Origin of the sequence: Corynebacterium neomassiliense (assembly GCF_900626215.1) — a bacterium.
Lineage (GTDB): Bacteria > Actinomycetota > Actinomycetes > Mycobacteriales > Mycobacteriaceae > Corynebacterium > Corynebacterium neomassiliense.
Genome location: NZ_LR131106.1, coordinates 565539 through 587691 on the forward strand (window position 1 = coordinate 565539; position 22153 = coordinate 587691).

General features: G+C 62.3%; 15 protein-coding genes and 1 pseudogene. 4 read left to right on the forward strand and 12 right to left on the reverse strand.

Features of this window, described 5'->3' with window-relative positions; translation table 11 throughout:
• Positions 1-37 precede the first annotated feature (37 nt).
• Together E0E18_RS02455 and E0E18_RS02460 are read left to right on the forward strand one after the other, a co-directional pair.
• On the forward strand, positions 38-1210 hold the full coding sequence (locus tag E0E18_RS02455) for an ISAs1 family transposase (protein ID WP_272914253.1): 1173 nt from the start codon (positions 38-40) through the stop codon (positions 1208-1210).
• Between the two features lie 512 nt (positions 1211-1722).
• Entirely contained in the window at positions 1723-6009 is a 4287-nt protein-coding gene (locus E0E18_RS02460; RefSeq protein WP_272914254.1) for a non-ribosomal peptide synthetase, read from the forward strand.
• Here the strand turns inward: E0E18_RS02460 and E0E18_RS02465 are convergent.
• The 8 genes from E0E18_RS02465 to E0E18_RS02500 form a co-directional block, all read right to left on the reverse strand.
• Entirely contained in the window at positions 5999-7273 is a 1275-nt protein-coding gene (locus E0E18_RS02465; protein WP_130839246.1) for a cation:proton antiporter, read from the reverse strand. The genes E0E18_RS02460 and E0E18_RS02465 overlap by 11 nt on opposite strands.
• Positions 7274-7279: 6 nt before the next feature.
• Positions 7280-8794: a tryptophan 7-halogenase gene (locus E0E18_RS02470; RefSeq protein ID WP_130839247.1), complete on the reverse strand. Its 1515-nt coding sequence runs from the start codon at positions 8792-8794 to the stop codon at positions 7280-7282.
• On the reverse strand, positions 8784-9068 hold the full coding sequence (locus tag E0E18_RS02475; protein WP_130839248.1) for a phosphopantetheine-binding protein: 285 nt from the start codon (positions 9066-9068) through the stop codon (positions 8784-8786). The genes E0E18_RS02470 and E0E18_RS02475 overlap by 11 nt, the downstream gene beginning before the upstream one ends.
• A 43-nt stretch (positions 9069-9111) precedes the next feature.
• Positions 9112-10749 (reverse strand): (2,3-dihydroxybenzoyl)adenylate synthase, encoded by a 1638-nt coding sequence (locus E0E18_RS02480; protein ID WP_130839249.1) that lies wholly within the window; start codon positions 10747-10749, stop codon positions 9112-9114.
• Position 10750: 1 nt separating this feature from the next.
• Positions 10751-11173, reverse strand: coding sequence for an aspartate 1-decarboxylase (gene panD / locus E0E18_RS02485; RefSeq protein WP_130839250.1), 423 nt, complete (start codon positions 11171-11173; stop codon positions 10751-10753).
• A 15-nt stretch (positions 11174-11188) separates the two neighbouring features.
• Positions 11189-11419 (reverse strand): MbtH family protein, encoded by a 231-nt coding sequence (locus E0E18_RS02490; protein WP_130839251.1) that lies wholly within the window; start codon positions 11417-11419, stop codon positions 11189-11191.
• Positions 11420-11464: 45 nt separating this feature from the next.
• Positions 11465-12820 (reverse strand): lysine N(6)-hydroxylase/L-ornithine N(5)-oxygenase family protein, encoded by a 1356-nt coding sequence (locus E0E18_RS02495; RefSeq protein WP_130839252.1) that lies wholly within the window; start codon positions 12818-12820, stop codon positions 11465-11467.
• A 117-nt stretch (positions 12821-12937) separates the two neighbouring features.
• Positions 12938-14467 (reverse strand): AraC family ligand binding domain-containing protein, encoded by a 1530-nt coding sequence (locus E0E18_RS02500; RefSeq protein WP_130839253.1) that lies wholly within the window; start codon positions 14465-14467, stop codon positions 12938-12940.
• 425 nt (positions 14468-14892) lie between these two features.
• Here E0E18_RS02500 and E0E18_RS14440 point away from each other — a divergent pair.
• Together E0E18_RS14440 and E0E18_RS14110 are read left to right on the forward strand one after the other, a co-directional pair.
• Positions 14893-15396: pseudogene (locus tag E0E18_RS14440) on the forward strand (helix-turn-helix domain-containing protein); the annotation flags it as partial.
• A gap of 393 nt (positions 15397-15789) precedes the next feature.
• A complete protein-coding gene (locus E0E18_RS14110; protein WP_237559601.1) occupies positions 15790-16248 on the forward strand; it encodes a helix-turn-helix domain-containing protein in 459 nt (152 codons plus the stop codon).
• Between the two features lie 7 nt (positions 16249-16255).
• Here the strand turns inward: E0E18_RS14110 and E0E18_RS02510 are convergent, their stop codons facing one another.
• The 4 genes from E0E18_RS02510 to secF all read right to left on the reverse strand — a co-directional run bounded on the left by E0E18_RS02510 (position 16256) and on the right by secF (position 22152).
• Positions 16256-18532, reverse strand: a complete 2277-nt coding sequence (locus E0E18_RS02510) for a RelA/SpoT family protein (RefSeq protein ID WP_130839255.1) — start codon at positions 18530-18532, stop codon at positions 16256-16258.
• A 133-nt stretch (positions 18533-18665) separates the two neighbouring features.
• Positions 18666-19223 carry an adenine phosphoribosyltransferase gene (locus tag E0E18_RS02515; RefSeq protein WP_130839256.1) on the reverse strand — a complete coding sequence of 186 codons (558 nt, stop codon included), beginning with the start codon at positions 19221-19223 and terminating at the stop codon, positions 18666-18668.
• Entirely contained in the window at positions 19220-20860 is a 1641-nt protein-coding gene (locus tag E0E18_RS02520) for an ABC transporter substrate-binding protein (RefSeq protein WP_237559602.1), read from the reverse strand. The genes E0E18_RS02515 and E0E18_RS02520 overlap by 4 nt, the downstream gene beginning before the upstream one ends.
• Positions 20861-20874: 14 nt before the next feature.
• Positions 20875-22152 (reverse strand): protein translocase subunit SecF, encoded by a 1278-nt coding sequence (gene secF, locus E0E18_RS02525; protein WP_130839257.1) that lies wholly within the window; start codon positions 22150-22152, stop codon positions 20875-20877.
• Position 22153: the final 1 nt, after the last annotated feature.

The window sequence follows — 22153 nt, forward strand, 5'->3', positions numbered from 1 at the left end:
AGAGCCCACAAAGGACCGCACGCTCGCCAATGTCATCATCCCTGACCACCCTGCGCCCTGTCGAACCCGCAGCTACCCCGACTCCGCCACCACTGTTGGACCTCCTTGCGGGGATTCCCGACCACCGGCACCGTCGTGGCCTCCGCCACCGACTGCACACCCTGCTCGCCGCCGGCCTGCTAGCAGTCGCGGCCGGGCCAAAACGTTCGCAGACATCAGTGAGTGGGTAGCGGACCCGGCCAACACCTCGATTGCGGAACTCGGTGTTGACCTGCACCGAAGACCCTCGGAGCTGACACTGCGCCGCGCATTCAGTGCGGTCGACGACGACCGACTGGACCAAGCATTGGGTGCCTGGATGTGGACCGCAACATCGGTGGTGGAAGATCGGCGGGTCATCGCCGTCGACGGCAAGGCCATCCGCGGTGCCCGCACTCCGTCGGACCCGGCGAGTACCGCCCCGCACCTAGTGTCGGCCTTCGACCACGCCACCGGGACTGTGCTCGGCCAGCTGCAGGTCACCGCGAAATCCAACGAGATCCCCGCCGCACGTGAGTTGTTGGGCCAGCTCGATGTGAAAGGTGCCCTTGTGACCTGCGATGCCATGCACACCCAGGTCGACACCGCCAGGCACATTGTCGCTGTCAGCGGAGCGTATCTGATGACCATCAAGGCCAACCATCCGACCTTGCTGGCGTGGGCGAAGTCGGAGAGATGGAAGCAGCTGCCGATCAACCGAGTCACCGAGCATGGACATGGGCGTCCCGTTACCCGTGGAGTGAAGGTTCTTCAGGTCACAGCGGCGGAGGCAGGGTTTCCGGATGCCGCGCAGTTGATGCAGGTCCGGCGTACCCGCACAGTGTATACCGCGGGAGGATCGTTGAGGAAGCCGAGGAAGTCCGTCGAGGTGGTGTACCTGCTGTGCTCGTTGGGTCACTTGGACGCGCCGGTCCGGGAACTCGCCGCGTGGGCGCAGAACCACTGGCGGATCGAGAACGCGCTGCACTGGGTTCGGGACGTCACTTTCGGAGAGGACGGCTCACGGGTGCGAACGGGCGTGGGGCCGCGGGTGATGGCGACGCTACGGTCTACGGTCATCAGACTGCTACGTCTGGACGGGTACAGGGGTATCGCGGCGGCGCTCAGGTTCCACGGGCGGGATCCGAACCGTGCGATTGCTCTGGTCAGCACCGCTCACGAACGACTTTGACGGAGCCCTGATACGCAGGTGAAGACGGATAGGAATGCCCACCACCTGTAAAACGACAAGACGGAGGTCAACATGACATCCTACATATCTGAAATGTTTTGTGATATGGGAATTATTCACTGCTGCTCACGCCGAGTTCGACAGCATCCCAGACAGCGTGTCCGATGGTGTTGCCAATAAACTAAGATAATAGTTCTGAGGTCGGAGTAAACATTGATATTCGCTCACGGATCTTCCATCTTACACCAACCTCAGAGCACACACATGCCGCGGCCTCCGTCGGGCTGCTCGTCGGAAATACGCACGCAAAAACAGAAGATTCAGATAACTCGTTGCGGATTAATCAACTCGTCGAGCGCATCCATCAGGATAGGGTGTGGAGAAAATGAAATATAGGCTTTCGGCTGCTTTTCATCAAACCCTGCAAACTCGACACTGCCGCAAAAATAGCTACCCGCATCGACGGAAAGGAAATTAATAAAATGTCCAACTCTCAGAATATTAAAGATAAAATGTACCGAATTCTTGCAGAGAGGGGGATTCAGAAAGAAAAAGAAAAACGTAAGAAATGTGCCGCCCTAGAGTTTCCTGTTAGTCATTCTCAGCTGCGAATGATTCTACATCAAGAGAGGTGGAAGAGTAGTGTCGTTCACAACGTTAATCTTGAACTTATTTACAAATCCGTCCTCGACCAGAAAAGTCTAGCTGGGGCCCTAACGGATATCGTCAATCGGCACGATGCATTACGAACCACCTTCTATAGTGACATAGAAGGAAATTATTTTCAAAAGATACATCCCCCCATCAATCAAGAGTCCACTCTTTGGCGCAATGGTAAAATTTTAGATGACAAATCTGTCAAGGAAATGCAGGTTCAACCATTTGACCTGTCGAAGGATTTTCCTTTTAGATTTGCAATTGTTAAAGATTCACAATTGACGGTATTGTACATAACAATCCACCACGTCGCTTGGGATGGTTTGACTTTCCCTGTTTTTTCACGTGATCTGGAGGTATTTTACACCGCTAGAAGAAACGGTGGCGGCATCAAAATCCCTGATCTAGATGTGCAACCCGGAGATATAGCAGCCGATGAGATCTGTTTCCTCAACTCCGACTCAGCATTTCTCCATAAAGAATACTGGAAGTCGGAATTGGAAAGATGCTATAGCGATGAGGATGCAGACGAAATAATTCCCATCAGCGAAAAGCGGTTCGCTTCGGAGAGGATTAGGGTAGACATTCCTGAATCAACAAACTTGAAGATAAGAAATGTCGCGCAAGCTTTGGATCTTCCTCCGTTTTCTATCATTCTGTCTATTTATGGGCTCAGCTTACGCTACGCCACTGGAATGCAGCATATCACCGTCGGAATTCCTTCATTGACTAGGGACCAACCAGGATACGAGAAGGTTATCGGAAACGTTGGAAACACTCTTCCTCTCACAGTTCGTTACGATCCGGAGTCTTCAGTTGGAAACGCAACGAAAGACCTATATTCTCTCTTTTTGCGGCGTCTGAATTATGGGCGCTATCCTGTAGATTTAATCGATAGCATTCACTCCGACATGAAGATTAGCCAACGAGGACTTTTTGACTTCTCTCTAGTATTCTTAACTCAAGACATTGAAGGGCCTTCCCTCGACGGGTGCAAGTGTTCTTGGAATTTAATCGACGCAAAAGAAGCAGAATTTCCCCTATCTTTAGAATTTTTCTTCAAGAAGAAGGATGCGCACTTTCTAATAACTTATCAAGATTCGCCTTCATTGAAAAAAGTGAGCCACCGTCTTATTTCATTCTTTCTCTACCTCGCCGAACATCTAAATCCGGATACGCGTGTCGGGGATTTGGATGTGCTCACCGATGCGGACCGTGACAACATCACCACCTGGTCTGTGGGTGAGGAACTGGACATCCCCGCCGGGGTGACTCTCGACAGTCTGTTGGTTGACCAGGCTCACGCGACACCGACGGCCACCGCGTTGATCGACGATGCCACCGGCACGGAACTGTCCTACGCGCAGTTCACCGCCCGGGTCAATGCTCTGGCCGGTCTTTTGGCCGACCGTGGGGTGGATGTCGGTGACCGGGTCGCTGTGGCGGTTCACCGCAGCCTGGATCTGCCGGTGGTGTTGGCGGCGATCATCCGCGCCGGCGGGATCTACGTGCCGGTTGATCCGGAGTACCCGGCCGAGCGTGTCAGCTACATCCTGGCCGATGCCGCCCCGGTGCTGCTGGTCACCGACGCGGACACCACCACCACACACCGGGAGGTGTTCACCACTACCGGTGTGCCTGTCGTGTCCATCGACGACCCCGCGGTGCAGTCTGTCCTGGCCACCGGGGTATCAACCCCGCCGGTGTTGTCCCGACCGTTGACCCCGGCCGATGGGGCGTATGTCATCTACACCTCGGGTACCACCGGCAGGCCCAAAGGCGTCGCCATCACCCACCCGGCAATCACCAACCGACTGCACTGGGGCGCAGGCACACTCTCCCTATCGCCGAACAGCATCATGGTGTCGAAGAGTGGCATCGGGTTTGTCGACGCTGCCACAGAACTGTTCACCCCACTGGTTACCGGTGCCACCGTCGTCACCGTGGACAACACCACGGCCAAGGACCCGGCAAGACTCCTGGACTGCATTTCCCGGCACCATCTCACCCATCTGCTGACCGTACCCAGCCTGGCCGACACCCTATGTGAACAGGACACGGCAACAACCACGTTGGATAGCCTGCAGCACTGGTATGTCTCCGGGGAACGGCTCACCTCCCCAACCGCGACCCGGATACACAACCACGCGCCGGATGCGGTGGTGCACAACTTCTACGGTTCCACCGAAGTCACCGGCGATGCCACCACCGCACAGGTGGACTCCACCGACACGCCGATTGGTTCGCCGGTGGCGAATACCACCGCCCATGTGCTGGATTCCTGGCTACGCCCGGTGGCCCCCGGTGTCATCGGGGAACTCTACCTCGGTGGGGCACAACTGGCCGACGGGTACGTGAACCGGCACGGGTTAACCGCCGAACGGTTCATCGCCGACCCCTTCACCGATGACGGAAACCGGTTGTACCGCACCGGGGACCTGGTGTCCTGGAATCAGGACGGCCACCTGGACTACCACGGTCGGGCCGATGATCAGGTCAAGATCCGCGGCAACCGTATCGAACCCGACGAGATCCGCGCGGTGGTTGAACAGCACCCGAAGGTCACCGCCGCGGCGGTGATCGCCTGTGACCACCCCGCCGGCGGGAAGTTCCTCGCCGCCTACCTCACCGGGGCCGACCTCACCGGGGACGGGGACATCACAGCCACAATCCGGGACTGGGTCGCCGACCGGCTACCCGACTACATGGTGCCCACCACCGTCACCGTCCTGGATGTGCTGCCGACCACCACCAACGGCAAACTGGATCGCCGGGCCCTGCCCACCCCGGATCTGGGTGCCGGGTCGGGGACCGGCCGGGCGCCTGCCACGGACACGGAAAAGACCATCGCCGCGGTGTTCACCGATGTTCTGGCCCTCGACGACGACACGGAACTGTCCATCGACGACGACTTCTTCCACCTCGGCGGACACTCCCTCCTGGCCAACCGTGTGGTGGCATCCCTTCTGAAGAGCGGCTTCACCATCAGAATCCGGGATATCTTCGAAAACCCCACCATCGGTGGACTGGCGTCCTCCCTCGACCAGACCTCAGTTGAAGAAGATCCGGCGGAAGAACCCGCGGCGCTGGCGCCTACTCCTGCTCTGGAAACCCTGCGGGAATCCGGAGATGATCCCAATACCTGGATCTACACCGATGTTGTGTCACTTGAACCAGGAACATCCAAGGAGATTCTCGAGAAACAACTCTGGTACATCCTCACCAGTACTCCCGCGCTACGGCTCCGGGTCACTCCGACCAGTCGACGTCTCTGGTCCTCCGAGATTCTCCCAGTCGCTGCGCTCACGAAGGAACAGGCCGACATGGCTACAGCGACATCGCTGGATGGAGCACGGAAAATGGCAGGCGCACTCGTTGATGTGACCACCGGTCACACAATCGCCGCAGCTGTCGTGGACAGCGGCACATCAGTGAGTCTCGTCGTCTGCGCCCATGCTGCGGCGGTGGACCGCCTCAGCCTGCACCGCATCGCGACGCAACTCGCATCCCCGGCGGAAGCCGGCGAAACCGGTACCTCCGCAGAAGACCACACGAGCACCCTCGTAGACATCTTCTCAGCTCTGGAGGCGGCGGGGGACGATCCGGATGCTCCTGCACTGGCCGAACTGACCACGCACTTCGGGTCCGCGAAAGACGCGGCGGACTCCCACTTCGCGACCGGAACCTCCCACCGGTTCATCACAGAGGTGGAGATCAATGAACTGTACAACGCCCTGAGCACCGTGTTCGGCACAGGCGTCGCGGTCCACCGGGAGCTCTCACTCACCGACGGCACAGGTGCCCTGGTCGCGGGACCGTTGACCGCTACAGTCCCCCACCTCCTGGGTGACGAGTGGGATGCGGAGCGGGGACACACCTTCACTGTTCTACGGCACTACGACCGGAGGGGTCGCCGAACGTTGCGGACGCTCCGCACACCGCAGATCCTGGTCACTGAGGAACCCGGACAGCCTGCCGCCGACAACCTCCCGGAGGGGCCGGAGACACGCTACCGCGGTGTGATCAGGATTACGGGTCGCACCGGCGCTGGGGATCAGCGAGTGGTCACCCTGCTCGGCTTCGCCGAGGAGACCACGCACAAGCTGCGGAAGCAGCTTCGAGGAGAGGAGATCAGCACGTAGCCGGGATCCTCCGCGCCGTCACCTTCAGGATGGCCGGCGCTGTGATCGATGTGACCACGGCGACAAGAACAATGATGGTGTAGGTCGCGGGGGTGAGTATCCCCACCTGCAGCCCGACCATCGCGATAACGACCTCGACCACTCCCCTGGAGTTCAGCCCGGCTCCGAGAGTGACCGCTTCCCAGCGTCCCAGACGTGCGATCCTCGCACCCGTATAGGCGCCGACGAACTTGCTGATGACCGCGACCGCGAGAACGATCGCCGCAGCCAACAGCACCGCGGGATCCCGCAGCTCCCCCAGATCCATGCGCAGGCCAGCGAGTGCGAGAAAAACCGGTGCCAGGACCACGCCGGTGAAGCCCTGGACCGGTGCCATCAGGCGTTCCTCACGGGGCCCGATGGCCAGACCCGCGAGAAAGGCACCGAAGCTGGCCTCCAGGTCCATCCACTGTGCCACAGCCGCGCCCAGCAGGATGAGGAGCACAACAGTCGTCCCGACCGATCCGCGCCAGCTGCCGGACTCCATCTGATCCAGCAATCGCCCGACCAGGGGGCGGAGCATCACCAGAACGATGACCACCGCCCCGATGGTTGCCGCGATGACAGTGGACACCGATCCAGAGACCGCACCGGTCACCGCCAGGGACGAGATCACTGAGAGGCACATCCACCCCACGGCGTCATTCGCGATACCGCACATCAGGATGAGTTGGCCGATACTGCGATGGAGCAGCCCCAGATCTGCCAGGGTCTTCACGATCACAGGGAGCGCGCTCACGCTCATAGCTGTGCCGACAAAGACAGCGAAGAGCCCGACATTTGTACTGCCGCTGTTGCTGTCGATGTCCAGCAGGTGCCACACGCCGACTCCGGCGCCCACGCCTGTCACGAAGGGAACAGCGAAGGAGAAACTGCTCACTGAACAGACCTTCACCGCATTTCTGCGTAGCAGGTAGGTGTCCATCCCCATCGTCCCCAGCCCCACCAGCAGCACAACCCCCAGCTGTCCTACCGCGTCCAACAGATTCCAGTGCAGGGTTCCGGACGGGAACACCATCTCGAACATGTCCGGGAACACCGCGCCCAACAGGGAGGGACCGAGGACAACTCCGGCGGTGAGCTCCCCGACGACGGCGGGCAGGGAGAGGCGTGCCGCCACCCTGCCCAGGATCACGGCTGCGGCGAGGATGACCACCAGCTGCAGGAACAGTACCGACAGAGCGCTTGAGGGGATGAACTCCTGTACCTCTGCGGCCAGGGGCACGGCAACCTACCCCTGCACTGCCGGTTCCGGCTCCGCCCAGGCCAGGCCGTCACGGGAGGGCACGAGTCCTCCCTCCAGGAGCGGTGGTTCCAGCCCTTCACTGCCCTCGGCACCGCGGGCTTGGAAGGCGTTCATCTCCTCCATCACGTCACGGACATTCTCGGTGCCGAAGAGGTGGCCCATCCGCTGGCCTGAGTCGGTGTGCATCGACCCGGTCTTCTCCGCCGCGTCAGCCAGTGCACGGGTGGACGCGGTGAATCTCTCGACGATCTCCTCGGGGTTCACCAGAGCCTGTTCTCCGGAGTAACCGCCGGCGATCAACGACACGAACGCAGACAGGTCATCACCCCGGAGGTTCGAGATGCGACGAGCCTGCCAGAAGTACGAGTCCTCCTCCTGCTCCATATCGTAGAATGTGGAGAGAAATTCATAGAACACCTCGTATTCACGACGGTAACGCCCCTCGAACTCACCAAAAGCGCGCTCCTCGCTCAGTGCACCGGACAGAACACTGTTAATCGAGCGAGCGGCGAGCACACCAGCATAGGTTGCCAGGTGAACCCCGGTGGAGAACACCGGGTCAATGAAGCATGCGGCGTCCCCGACAAGAACCACTCCGTTACCCCAGAACTTGGAGTTCGAATAGGAGTAGTCTTTGCGGACCCGCATCTCCCCGTAGGTTCCCTCGGTCACGCGGGTGGCGTCCGACAGCATGTCCTTGACGATTGCGCAGCGGTCGATCGAGTCGAGCAGGGCTTTCTCTTTGTCCTTCGAGATCTCCGGAAGGTGACTCTTGTCCAGCACGGCCCCCACACTGGTGAGAGTATCTGACAGTGGAATGTACCAAATCCACCCGTGGTCGAAGGCGGCGCAGAGGATGTTACCGCTGTCCGGAGCGTCAAATCGCTTTCCGCCCTCGAAATATCCGAAGGTTGCGACGTTCTGGAAGAAATCCGCGTTCTTACGCTTCCCGCCGGGCGCGGATGTGAAACGGGAACCATTTCCCGAGGCGTCGACAACGTATGTGGCGGACAGGGAGTGGGACTGCCCGTCAGCATCCTCGTAACGGACACCGGTGACCCGATCAGTACCCTCACCACGGATAAGTTCACGGACCTTGGCCTGTTGGCGAACATCCACACCGTTCTGGGCGGCATTCTTCAGCAGGATATCGTCGAACTTCATCCGCTCCACCTGATAGGCGTAGGAAGCTTCGTTGGAGAATTCCGGTGAGATCGCGAACAGGAAGTTCCAGGGCTCCTTGTTCTTTCCCCAACGGAAGATACCACCCCGCTTGGTGACGAATGAAGCCTCACGTAGTTCTTCCTCAACCCCCAGAAGTTTGCATACTCCGTGAATTGTCGACGGCAGCAGGGATTCACCGATCTGGTAGCGGGGGAACTTCGCTTTCTCCAGTTGGATCACCTTGTTGCCGGTCTTCGCCAACAGCGTCGACACGGTTGACCCTCCCGGACCACCACCGATGACGATGACATCCACGTTGTCCTGGTCAGAGCTCATGGGCTTCCTCTTTCTCTTTGTCTTTCTCTTCGTCGGTCTCACGTCCGGTAAGGACATTCAGCCAGTGGGTGAGTGTGGGTTCGGAGGCCAACGCGATGAAATCCGCGCCCTCCACGCCGGCGGAACGCCACTTCTCGATCAGGGACATGGTGCGGATGGAATCCATCCCCAGGTCCGTCAGGTTTCCTTCATCGGTGACCTCGCCGGGCTCGATGCCCAGCGATGCGGCGATATCGCCGATCACATCCTGCTCCTGCAGATAGGTTGCCGCCATGGTGTCTCTCTCCTTGCCTGGTTACTGTCCGGTTGCGTTCTGGTTATGTGCGCTGGTCACGTTTGCTGATCTTCCCCACCGCGGTGTGGGGGAACTCGGTGACGAACTCGACGACATCGGGAATCTTGAAGGCCGCGAGTCCCCGGTCACGCAGGAACCGCTTGACCCCGAGCACCCCCAGTTCAGTCTCGTCGGCACCGTCCCGCCGGATGATGTACACCTTGCTCCGCTCCCCCAGTGCCTCATCGGGAATTCCCACCACCGAGGCATCGTGGATTCCCCCGTGGGCGAGCAGGAGGTTCTCCACCTCCTCCGGGGAGATCTTCTCGCCTCCCCGGTTGATCTGGTCTTTCGACCGCCCCTTCACCGTGAGGTAACCGAGTTCATCCATCACCACCACATCACCGGTGCGGTAGAAACCATCTCCGGTGAAGTTCTTCCGGTTCACCTCAGGAGCACGGAAGTAGCCCCGGATAGTGTAGGGACCCCGGACCAGGAGATTGCCGGGAACACCGGTGCCGAGATCCGTGTCGTCGTCGTCGACCACCCGGACCTCATCGTCCGGAGAGATACGCAGACCCTGGGTGCTGGAGATGCGGTTCTCGTCGTCATCTAGGCGGGTGTAGTTCACCAGGCCCTCGGCCATTCCGAAGACCTGCTGAAGTTGCACCCCCAGTTCCGGCCGGACGCGGCGGGCAGCCTCCTCACTGAATTTCGCCCCGCCGACCTGGAGAACCTGCAGGGACGAGAGATCGTGGCGGTCCTTGAGACCCGAGTTGAGCCAGACCAGGGCCAGGGGCGGCACGAGCTGGGTCTGGGTGACACGGTGGCGTTCGATGAGGGGGAAGGCGACGTCGGGACTGCCGTTCGGCGCGAGCACCACGGTTCCACCGGCCATGAGAGCCCCGAGGATCCCCGGTGAACTCATCGTGAAATTGTGGGAGGCGGGGAGAACGACCAGTTGGACAGTGCCTGCGGCGATCGCACAGATCTCGTTGCTGCCCCGCACGGAGTAGAGATAGTCATCGTGCGTCCGGGGAATCATCTTGGGTCGTCCGGTGGTGCCACCGGAGAGCTGCAGGAAGGCGGGATCCTCGGGCAGGCAACGAGGAACCCGGTCAAAGGCTGTGTGGTCCCGAAGTCTGTGGAAGGTGTCACGCCGGTCGTCTCCCCCGGTGCCGACGATCCAGACGTGGTCGAGATGCGCGACGGTACGGCGCAGATCCTCGGCCATGTCCACCAGGTCAGTCTGGTCTATCCGGTCCGCGGTCACATATCCTCGTGCGCCGGAGAACTCGATGAAGTACTCGATCTCGGTGCGGCGGTGCGCCGGCAGAGCGAAGACCGGCAGCACACCGATGTGCCAGAGGGCGAAGACCGTCTCGATGAACTCCGGGATGTTGGGTAAGTGGACCACCACCCGGTCACCGCGTTCGAGGCCGGCGGCGGAGAAGCCGCCCGCGAGCCGGAGCACCCGTTCGCCCAGTTCCGCATAGGTCAGAGGGGCGTGCCCGGCTCCGTTCCCGTCAATCACCGCAACGGAGTCTGGGGCGCGGTCGATGGTCTCGAGGAGCATTCCGGAGTGTGTCTGTCCGGTCCAGTACCCCCGCTCGCGGTATGTCCGTGCCACCTCCGGCGGATAGGGGACCACACCGTCAAGGCGGAGCGGCGCAAGCGCCATCTCAGATCCCCCTGGAACTGTACTGGTCCGCCACTCCCGGGACGGCTTCAGCCAGATCGCGACCGGTGCCGACGATGTGATTGTCCCCGTCGACGTGGATGACCCGTGGCTCATAGGCGGCTGCCTCCTCCTCAGTGGCCTGGAGGTAGCTCATGATGATGACGAGATCCCCGGGTTCCACCAGGTGGGCAGCGGCGCCGTTGATGCAGATATGGCCGTTGCCGGCGTGCTCGGTGTCGCCGATGATGACGTAGGTCTCGATGCGCGAGCCGTTGGTGATGTCCACCACCTGCACCTTCTCGCCCTCGATGAGGCCTGCGGCGGTGGTCAGATCGCGGTCGATGGTGATCGATCCCACATAGTGCAGGTCCGCCTGGGTCACGGTCGCCCGGTGTATCTTGGCTCCGAGAATTGTCCGTTGCATTGTGTTCAGCCCTTTCTACCGGCTGTACTGGGCGATGGTGTCGCGCAGTGATTTGGGACGGATATCGGTCCAGGTGTTCTCGATGAAGTCGAGGACCTCCTGACGGGGTGCCCCGTCCGGCCCGCCGAAGGCGATCTCCCAACCTCCCGGAACGTCCTTGAATGTCGGCCACAGTGAGTACTGCTGCTCGTGGTTGACCAGTGCGTAGAAGGTGCCCTCATCATCATCGAAGGGGTTCTTGGCCATGAGTGTTCTCCTGATAGAAGTGCGTAGGTGAAAAATAGTGTTCTGTCAGTTTGCGCCGGCCGCCGCGGTCCGGGCGCTGTCCAGCAGATCGGACAGGATGTCCTGTGAGCGGATCGAGACATTGGACAGCAGCGAGGATGTCAGCCCGTGGGAATGCTCCACGTTGCCGTTGAGGTAGATGCCACCGGTGCGTTGCCCAGGGAGCTCCAACCGGTAATTCCGGTTGATCACGGGTCGTTCAGCCTCATCGAAGGCACCGTCGGTATTCACGGATTTATCGAAGAGCGCCCGCGGATCTCCCGGGGTGAAGCCGGTGGCATAGACCACGGCGTCGGCCTCGATCTCCCGGACCCCGCCCCCACCCTCGTTCTCGATGCTCACGTGCACGTGATCCCCTCGGTCCACCGCCTCCGCCACATGGCTGACGCGGTGGTAATGGAGACGGTGCCTCCCACCGGCCACCCGCTCGTCATACCAGCGCCGGTAGAGATCCCCGATCAGGTCGGCGTCCACGGCGGAGTAGTTCGTCAACCAGTGCTTACGCAGGAGCTCCTGCTTCACCTCCGGCGGCGCGTAGTAGAATTCGTCCACCGCGACGGCGTCGAAAATCTGGTTGGCGAAGGGCGTGTCGTCGCTCGGGGTGTAGCCGAAGCGGCGGTACACCGAATGCACCTCTGCGCCGGGGAAGGTGGAGTGCAGGTACTGGGTGACCTCAGCCGCGCTCTGGCCGCTTCCGACGACAACGAATGAGCCCCGGTCAAACGAGGGAACATTCTCCAAGTTGGAGAGCAGCCGGTGATTGTGGAATATCCGGGGGGAAGGTGTGATCCCGTCCGGTAGGGTGGGTGTTATTCCGGTACCGAGAATGACGTTTCGCGCGTACCACGCCCGGCTACTGCCGTCGGCGTCGTGGACAAGGACCTCGTAGGATCCCCCGTGGTCACCGACAGCGGAGACACTACTGCGGTAGTCCACGTCGGCACCGACCTTCTCCGCCGCCCACCGGAGGTAGGCGTGGAATTCCCGGCGGCTCGGGTTAAATGTCTTCAGGTTGGTGAAGTCCGGAAGTCTACCCTGTTCAAAAATATAGTTGATGAAACTGTACGCACTCCGCGGATTGCGCGGAGTGGCCAGGTCCTTGAGGAAACTGATCTGCATGTCCGTGTCCGGCAGTAGCATACCGCTGTGCCATCCGAACTGTTCCTGCGACTCGAAGAAGTGTGCCGTGACCAGCTCTTCATCGGGCCTTCCGGCATTCATTTCCTCGAGCAGGATCGCCAGGCTCAGATTCGAGGGGCCGAATCCTACGCCGATGATGTCGAGCGGATTTTCGGGTGACACCCCCTGGGCGCGCGGCCGTGAATGAGCCGGTGATTCCCGTTCAGTGACTGGTGTGGACATTATTTCCTGTACTCCTGATCCGTGAATCCGGCACCGAGGCCGGAGCGGGGTTTTCCATAGATTTTAGATCCAGCACGGTCGCGTGGTGTCGCGCTGGCCACCGCTACTTATCCTTTTTCACCACCGTTCGGAGGAAGCCATCCACCGGTGGTCGTGCCGCTCCCGGTAGGTAGAAGGAGCCTCACCGCCGTGACCGTTCCTGAAACTCCGCGTGTACGCCGGAGCACAGCTGTACCCCATTTCAACCGCGAGCTCACGCATCTCATGGAAGGTAGATCGCACCGCTCTCCGTACCTGGGTGTTACGGCGGTCCAATCGCCAGTCAGAGTAGTACTGACCTATTGATCTCTCAAAACGGATCATGAAGTCTGGAACAGTCCAACCGAAAGATTCAGCCATGGATTCCTGAGTCTCCGGATTCCGCATCGGCTGAGTCCGGAGGTAATCCAGGATAGGGTCGCTTGCCAGATGATCATTCGGCGGCGTTGGCAGAATTCTGTCCAGCTCGCGTGTCGGAACCCTGTACGGGCCGAGCCCGGTGAACTGGGCCATCGAACAGTAGAGGAGAGTCTGCGCGGGGAATGTCCCACGTGGGAACGGAATCATGTTCTGTCTGCGCATGGGCTGATTCCAGTCCCGTCGCCAGACAGGAACTATCACCCCTCCCTGGTCAACATCGATTCGGTGCCAGATCCCACCAGGGATCCACAGCAGATCGTCCTCGTGCAGATTCATGGATGATCCGTTGAGCAGCAGCCGTCCGCTACCTCGGCGAACCCAGATCAACGCATGGTAGTCATTGACGGTCGAGTAGGTGCGCGCGGCAGGCGCGTCGGGAATGCCCGAGAAGAATTCAGCCACCGGTCCCCGGAGATCTACGGCACCCTGCTCGAGCCGCTCCCGCGACATCACTTCGATGTCCTGTGCCTGCAGGGGCGACAATCCCACCTCTCTGCGGATCACCCGGTGCAGCCCCCGGAGATCTTCGAATCCCGCGGCTGCTGCGGTCTCCTCCAGATCCCAGCCGTAGGAGAGTTTACGCAGCGCACTGAAGCACCGCACCCGATCGCACCAGTAGCTGAGCCCGCATCCGGTCTGCAAGCGATACTGGCGGTCATGGCTGCGCAGCGCCGGTCGGGAGGACGCAACGGGTTCCCCGTCATGGACCTCGAAACCCACCTCCGTCAGGCAGTCCCGGGCCAGCTTGCGTTGGGTGAGCGCCCTGGGCATCGGGGGAAGTCCACTCCACGCCCCTCCCTCCCGCACCGCGGGAAGAGGTCCGGTGAAGAACTGCTGCTGAATGGACTTCTCCCAGTCTCCCGCCTGCTGACGTGAGTAGAGTCCGAGGAGACGTTCCACGATGTCCTGAGCCACCTGTTCCCGGTGCACCCTCACCGGCCCCTCCTGGTAGAACTGCGTCGGGATAAAGACTGGGAGCACCACACCCCCGGCGGAGGTCTCCACCAGATCCACGGTGAATCCCGGCGGAATCCAGAGTGCCTCCCCGTCGGACATGTTCATCGCGAGTTCATCGACCATGACCCGGGCTGACCCCTCCGCGACGAAGAGGATGACGTGATCGCTGAAGACGGTCACCTCCTCGCGCCATGCCGGGGTCAGTGGGGTGCGGGTGAGGGATGTGGTCAATTTTTACCTCCATCAAGGCCTATCCGGATCTGGAGACATCCGGCACATCGGAGGCGAAGAGCCGTTGGCGTTGGTGGTTGCCACCCCTGAGTGTGCCACCGAGCCCTTACCGGCCATCTTCACCGAGAGACGATGGTTAGACTAAGCTTGCTTTCGACAACGCAGTTTCCCGATTCCGCCAGACTCTTACACCGATAGCTATGACACCGCCGGAAATCTTCGAAACCCCTCCCTGTCACATCCGAGACGTCATCAACCCCAGAAGCACTGTGCTTCTCTGGGTGCGAACCGGGCTGGCCGACGTCAGCATCGAGTTACGCGGCGTACCAGAGAATCACCGCATCCGTGCAGGTCACCTCGTGGTCATTCCTGCGGGAATCCGGCACTCCGTCCACACCGCTACCGGGTCGGTTGCGATCCCGCTGATGGTTCCCCACCCCCATCGACAGGAGAGTCACACCGGGGTCTCGGTGATCGCGGTACCAGGACAGTGGGAGAACTGGCTGCTCTGGCACTTTGCCCAGCAGCTCGGCTACCTGCGGGGAGCGCACGGAGCCGACAGCAGTCCGGTGGGACTGGCCTCGTCGATCTCACAGCCTGACACCGAGAGACCAGTCATCTCCCTCCCGCTTCCGATATCCCCGGAGGTGTCGTCCGTGGCCACAGTTCTCCTACGGACTCCAGCGGACAACCGGACACTCGACGAATTCGCGGAGTTGTTCGCGGTGGGTAGCCGCACTTTGCAACGTCAGTTCACCGAAGAGACTGGGCTTGGATTCGCCAGATGGCGTCAGCGAGCCCGTGTCAACGCCGCCGTGGCGTACCTCGCTGCGGGAGCCGACGTCAGCTGGGCCAGCCATGCCGTGGGACTGCAGTCCGCATCGAGTCTCATTCGGATATTTCGCCAGGAAACGGGTTGCACACCTAAACAGTTCATCCGAGCTACCGGTCCGCACGTCACTGAGAGATCTGACCCGACTACCCTGTCGCGCTTTCTTCAGGAGCTCTGTAGGTTCGGTGGCCAGAACGGTGACCATGGTACAGGTGCGTGGACTACCCCACCTCCTCTTCCTGCTTCCGCGACCTGGGAACGAATCAATTCCTTCCACGTGGGATTGTGGCTGTACCGGGGAAGTGCGCACGTCACACTCGGAAGTCACTCCGTGGAAATGAAGCAGGGTGATACCCTCTTGATACCGGCCGGGGTCCGGAACTCCCTAACTACCGCACCGAATTCACTACTTCTCCCGATTTCCGATCGAACAGCTCACGGCGTGGAACACGGCACTCCACTTCCTTCAGAAACTTCCACCCCCGCCACAATGCCTGATGATTATCTGATCTACCAGGCTGTCGCGTACAACACAGGCCTGCGCCCACTTGACTTCCACGACAGCGATTTAGTTGACGGTCTCGGAGCTGGCGACTTTCAGGAACACGCCGTGCACAAAGGTATATTCGGAGCCATAAGGGCGATGACCATGGCCATTCAGGACGATCCCGGAGACAACCGCAGTCTCAGGGAATGGTCCGAAGCGCTCAACGTGGACTTCGACGAACTCAGCAGGACCTTCACCACCGTCACCGGGGATCATTTCCCACGGTGGCGGGCCAGCCTCCGCGTGAACGCCGCCCGAAAACTGCTCGACCGTGGTGAGAATGTCGGCACCGCCGCCAGAAAGGTCGGATACTCACACGCCACCGGGCTCACGAAGACCTTCAGAGAGGTCCTCGGGATCACCCCGAGCGGGTACATCCGACAGCGCCGGTGGCTGCACTGACCGCGCCCTAACCCCCGGCGGTCACCCGGTACACGTCGAACACTCCCTCAACATTGCGCAGCTGGTTCATCAGGTACCCCAGCTGCTTGATGTCGGAGACCTCGAAGGTGAACCGGCACACCGCCACCCGGTCCTCGGAGACATGGGTGCTCGTCGCCATGATCGGAACTTTCTGCTCACTGACCACCCGGGTCACCTCAGACAGCAGCCCCGTCCGGTCCAGGCCCTCGATCTGCAGGGTCACCATGAACACGGCATTGCTCACGTTCGAGGCCCACTCCACCTCGATCAACCGCTCAGGTTCGGCATGGAGCTTCGCGGCATTGGTGCAGTCCGTCCGGTGCACGGACACCCCACCGCCCTTGGTGATGAAACCGAAGATCTCGTCACCTGGCACAGGGGTACAGCACTTCGCCAGCTTCGCCGAGAAATCGGCGTTACCCTGCACCAGGATCCCCGAGCCGTCCCCACGCCCCGCCTTCACCGCCTGCTGCGGTGTCGACTGACGCTGCCCCCCCGTCCTCGTCTCCGGGATGTCGTCGACATCCTCCCCTGCGTCACCCTGGTAGATCTCCTTCAGGAGATTGATCACATGCCCCGCCGTTTCACCACCCGAGCCCACGGCAGTGTAAAGGTCGTCCACACTGTCACGGTGCAGGGACGTCGCCACCGTCTTCAAGGCCTCAGCAGTGACCAGGCGCTGCAGGGGGATACCCGTGCGCTGCGCCTCATGCGCCAGGGCGTCCCTCCCCTTCTCCAGGGACTCCTCCCGACGCTCCTTATTGAACCACGCCCGGATCTTGTTGCGCGCCCGCGGGGAGACCACGATCTTCTCCCAGTCCTTCGACGGGCCCGCATGGGCGTCCTTCGAGGTGAACACCTCGACCTTGTCACCGGTGTGGAGCTCAGTCTCCAGGGCCACCAGTTTGCCGTTGACCTTCGCCCCGATGCACCGGTGCCCCACCTCCGTGTGCACCGCGTAGGCGAAGTCGATCGGGGTGGACCCCGCCGGCAGGGTGATGGCGTCCCCCTTCGGCGTGAAAGCGAAGATCTGGTTCGTCGACAGGTCGTAACGCAACGAATCCAGGAACTCGTTCGGGTCGGCGGCCTCCTTCTGCCAGTCCAGCAGCTGGCGCATCCACGCCATCTGGTCGACCTCCGCATTGTCCCCCTTGTGGGACCCCTTCGTCTCCTTGTACCGCCAGTGGGCGGCAATGCCGTACTCCGCCTGGTAGTGCATCTCGTGGGTGCGGATCTGCACCTCCAGGGCCTTCGCGTCCGGTCCCAGCACCGTGGTGTGCAGTGACCGGTACACCCCGAAACGCGGCTGGGAGATGTAGTCCTTGAACCTTCCCGGCATCGGCTGGTACAGCGAGTGCACCGCACCGACGGCCGCGTAGCAGTCCCGGACATCGTCGACCAGGATACGGATCCCCACCAGATCGAAGATCTCGTCGAAGTCGCGGCCCCGGACGATCATCTTCTGGTAGATCGACCAGTAGTGCTTCGGCCGGCCCACCACGTCGGCGACAATGTGCGCCTCCTTCATCGTCGCCTGGATCTCGTCGATCACCTTCGCCAGGTACTGGTCCCGCTTCGGGGCCCGGTCGGCGACAAGCCTGACGATCTCCTCGTACTTCTTCGGGTACAGGATCGCGAAGGACAGGTCCTCCAGCTCCCACTTGATCGTCGCCATACCCAGCCGGTGCGCCAGCGGGGCGATGACCTCCAGTGTCTGCCTCGCCTTCTTCGCCTGCTTCTCCGGCGGCAGGAAACGCATCGTCCGCATGTTGTGCAGCCGGTCGGCGACCTTGATCACCAGCACCCGCGGGTCATTGGCCATCGCCACGATCATCTTGCGGATCGTCTCGGCCTCGGCGGCCGACCCCAGGGCCACCTTGTCCAGCTTCGTCACCCCGTCGACAAGCTGGGCGACCTCGGGACCGAAGTCGCGGGTCAGGTCCTCCAGGGAGTAGTCCGTGTCCTCCACCGTGTCGTGCAGCAGCGCGGCAACCAGGGTCGTGGTGTCCATGCCGATCTCCGCGGCAATGTTCGCCACCGCCAGAGGATGGGTGATGTACGGCTCCCCGGACTTCCGCAGCACACCCTCGTGCAGTTTCTCCGCGGTCGTGTACGCCCGGTCGAGCAGCTCGATGTCCGCTTTCGGATGGTAGCGGCGGTGCACCGCGATGAGAGGACCCAGCACCGGATTGATCCGGCTCCTGCCGGTGAGACTGCGCGCGATCCGCGCCGCCATCCACAGCGAGTTCTTCTCGTTACTCATGCCTCACCGTAACTCTCCCGGGGTGTCACCCCGCACCGGTCGTCCAACCTGCGTGCCGGGGATCTGGTCACGCAGGTACATGCGTGTGCTGTAAGAGTAACGGCACAGCGGCCCCGACCGGCAACAAGGGCACCTATCGGCCTGCAGAGACCACGTACAACGGCAGATCGGAGAATCTGCTGCGCCCGTCCAGTTCGGTGACCTCCAGAGCGACAGCCACCCCGCACACCAAACCGCCGGCCCGTTCAATCAGCCGCCGGGACGCCGCCAACGTACCTCCGGTCGCCAGAACGTCATCGACCAGCAGAACCCTCTTCCCCTGCAGTTCTAGACCTTCCGCGGGGATCTCCAACGCCGCCGAACCGTACTCCAGGGCGTACTCCTCGTGCAGCACCGGCGGCGGAAGCTTGCCCGCCTTACGGACAGCCAGGATGCCCACCCCCAGCTCCACCGCCACAGCAGAACCCAACAGGAAACCACGCGCATCGAGGCCGCCGACGAGATCCGGACGGCACGGACCGCACGCGTCCGCCAGGTCATTGACGATGAGGCGGAAGCCGTGGGCGTCCGCGAGAACCGGGGTGAGGTCCTGGAAGACGATCCCCGGTGCCGGGTAGTCGGGCACGAAACGGGTCAGGGTCTTCAGCGCCCACCGGGCGTCAGCCCCTGCCGGGATCTCTGCAGCGGTCACGCGTCCTCCTCGCCTTCAGCGGCACTGTCGGTGACCGGATGGTCGGTGGAGATCCACCGGTCCATGTTCCAGCTCAGCCCCGTGTCCGTTCCCGAATCACTGACGTCAGTCACCGTACCTGCCACGGCCGTCAGCCGCGGCTCAACCGACAGGGGCACTGTCGCGGCCTCCTGTGCCAGAGCCTGCTCGGCCTCCCTGATCTGGGAGACCGTCGAGACCGGGGACGCCGTCACCGACGGGTTACGCCCGTAGGCTGTCCTCGTGTCCAGGACGGCGTCGACGTCACGCCCCAGCACACCGGGAAGGTCGAAGGCCGCAGCGGGAAGCTGGACGGCCTCCACCGTCACCCCTGCCGCAGCACACGACGTCGTCACCGCCTCCACCTCCGCGGCGTAGCGCGGCCGGTCCGCGGGGAAACCGACACGGACACTCACCCCGCCGAGGACCGCCCTCGTCGCGGCGGGATCGTAGCTGCTGTCTGCGGTGGCGGGCGGGGTCAATGCCTCGGCCGCCGGACTGCCCGGCCCCGCGACCCGCAGCGTCCCCGGGGCGACCTTGGCACCCGTGGACGTGGCGACCGCCGCGACGACGGCGTCCCGGTCGATGCACCGGGTGAAGGCCCGGCGGTTGTCGGCGGTGGCGAAAACACCGTCTGTGGCCAGGGTCAGGCCGTCGATCCTGCTGCCTGTCGTCCGGTCCACGGTGAACCCGGCCGCCGCCAGATCTGCGTCGGTGGGCTGGCCCGGGCGGACTGCGGCGTCCACCACGTCCGCGGTTCCGTTGACCGCGCGTGCCAGGTCACCACCACCGGTGACGACGATGCGGTCGATGCCCGGACGGTCTCCCGACCATTCAGGGTTGGCACTGAGCAGCAGCGCCCCGTCACCTTCCCGGGCCTCTATCCGGAACGGACCGTAGGTCGGCACGGTGGCGGGGTCAGTCGTCGCCAGGTCGAAAGTCGACGTCCAGGACCGTCCCAGGGCGGCCAGCGCGTCGGGGTCCCCGGTGTTCACTGCGTCGACGACATCCGGCACCCCTGCGGCCGAGGCCACCGTGTGCGAGGGAAGAACCTCCCCGGGCCCGAAGAGTTCGCGGTACCGTTGTCCGGCGCCCGCATCGAAGTCGACCCGGAACTTCTTCTCCCCCGCCACGCAGCTGATGTCGCGGACACGGGTCATCAGGCCGGGGTCGGAGGCGAAGAGATCGGTCCGGTGTGCGGCGACCCAGGACAGGAGGAAATCGTCACAGACCACAGGCGCACCGTCGGAGTAGGTGGCGGTGTCGGCGATGACGTAGTCCACGGCGTCCGGGTTGCCGTCCTCCGGGGTCGCGGTGACCAGGTCCGTGTTCGGCAGGAGCCTGTTTCCTGGCCCCGGGATGAAAGCCCCGGGGTACAGCCTGGCGGACAGTTTCGCCGCGTCCGTCACCACACCGGTGGAGGACGCCGCGTTAGTGGTCACAGGTGTGCTGTCGAGGACATAGGTGAAGTCCTCCTCCGTTGTGGCCCCGTCCTCGCCGTCCGTGCCGCACGAGACTGTCACGGCCGCTGCCGCCACCGCCACGGCCACGGCCGCGGCTCCCCGCAGGGCGTGGACGCCGCCAACGACTGTTCCGTGCCGACGCGCAACCTTTGTCACGGTACCCCTCCCTGTCACATTCCGGGACGCCACGAGCGTCCCCGGTCACGGTCGGCCTCCGGGGCCCCGGGGCCGTGGTGCGGCCGGGACACCTTGCGTGCCCCGGTGTTCTCACCCGACAGGTCGACCGGGGCGTCCCCGCCGGCAGTGTCCCCGGAGGGAAGGTCCGCCCCATCTGCCGGAACGGAGGGCGCTGCGGAGGTCGCCGGCTCGGCGGCACCGGCACCGGTTGAGACTGCACCGGCAGGCACCGGGGCGGGCCCGCCGACTGCAGCGAGTTCCCGGGCACGGGCCACGCGGGCGTCATGGTCCCGGTAGCGGCGCTGACGGGCCTTCAGTGTCACAAGCAGGGGTGCGGAGAAGTAGATGGAGCTGACCGTACCTGCGACCACACCGGCCAACTGCACCAGGGCGAGATCCTTGAGGGTTCCCACACCCATGAGCCACACCGCGACGACCAGCAGCGCTGCGATGGGTATGACCGAGAACAGGGAAGTGTTCAACGAACGCATGATCGTCTGGTTCACCGCCAGGTTGACCTGCTCCCCGTAGGTGGATCTGGTGGAACTCAGTACATCCTGGGTGTTCTCGTGGACCTTGTCGAAGACGATGACCGTGTCATACAGGGAGTACGCCAGGATCGTCAGCAGGCCGATGACAGTCGCCGGGGACACCTCGAAACCGACCAGGGAGTACACACCGGCCACCACGACACCGTCGAGCACGAGGCTGACGATCGCGGAGATCGCCATGTCCCTCTCCAGACGGATGGTGATGTAGACGAAGACGACCGCGAGGAAGACCACCATGCCCAACAGCATGCGCTGGGTGATCGACTGGCCCCACGATTCCGAGACGGTGGAGTCACTGATCGCGTCCGGACTGGGGGTGCCGCTGTTGTCCACCGGTGTGAAACGGTCGTAGAGCGCGACCCGGGCGTCCCGGATCTGATCGTCGGTGAGACGTTCTGCGGTGACCTCGATGATTCTGGAGTCCCCCGAGCCGACGATCTGGGTGGACTGGGGTTCCACCCCCGTGGCTTCCTCGAAGGTCTCGGAGACGGAGCTTTCTGTCGCACCGTTCGACGGAGGCATCGACATCTTCGTGCCTCCCTCGAAGTCGATGCCGAGGGTGAAGCCCTTCACGGCGATGACGGCGACGCACGCCACGCACAGTAGGGCGTACATCCAGTACCACCGGCGACGGGTGCCGACGATGTCGAATCCGCCCTCACCGTTGTACATCCGCTCCATGAAGCCGGCCGGCCTGAGGGTTGATGTGGTCTTGGCCATG

Coding starts and splice junctions, on each gene's coding strand:
- E0E18_RS02460 (WP_272914254.1), top strand. CDS start 1,723: ATGTACCGAATTCTTGCAGAGAGGGGGATTCAGAAAGAAAAAGAAAAA.
- E0E18_RS02470 (WP_130839247.1), bottom strand. CDS start 8,794: ATGAGCTCTGACCAGGACAACGTGGATGTCATCGTCATCGGTGGTGGT.
- E0E18_RS02475 (WP_130839248.1), bottom strand. CDS start 9,068: ATGGCGGCAACCTATCTGCAGGAGCAGGATGTGATCGGCGATATCGCC.
- E0E18_RS02480 (WP_130839249.1), bottom strand. CDS start 10,749: ATGGCGCTTGCGCCGCTCCGCCTTGACGGTGTGGTCCCCTATCCGCCG.
- panD (WP_130839250.1), bottom strand. CDS start 11,173: ATGCAACGGACAATTCTCGGAGCCAAGATACACCGGGCGACCGTGACC.
- E0E18_RS02490 (WP_130839251.1), bottom strand. CDS start 11,419: ATGGCCAAGAACCCCTTCGATGATGATGAGGGCACCTTCTACGCACTG.
- E0E18_RS02495 (WP_130839252.1), bottom strand. CDS start 12,820: ATGTCCACACCAGTCACTGAACGGGAATCACCGGCTCATTCACGGCCG.
- E0E18_RS14110 (WP_237559601.1), top strand. CDS start 15,790: ATGCCTGATGATTATCTGATCTACCAGGCTGTCGCGTACAACACAGGC.
- E0E18_RS02510 (WP_130839255.1), bottom strand. CDS start 18,532: ATGAGTAACGAGAAGAACTCGCTGTGGATGGCGGCGCGGATCGCGCGC.
- secF (WP_130839257.1), bottom strand. CDS start 22,152: ATGGCCAAGACCACATCAACCCTCAGGCCGGCCGGCTTCATGGAGCGG.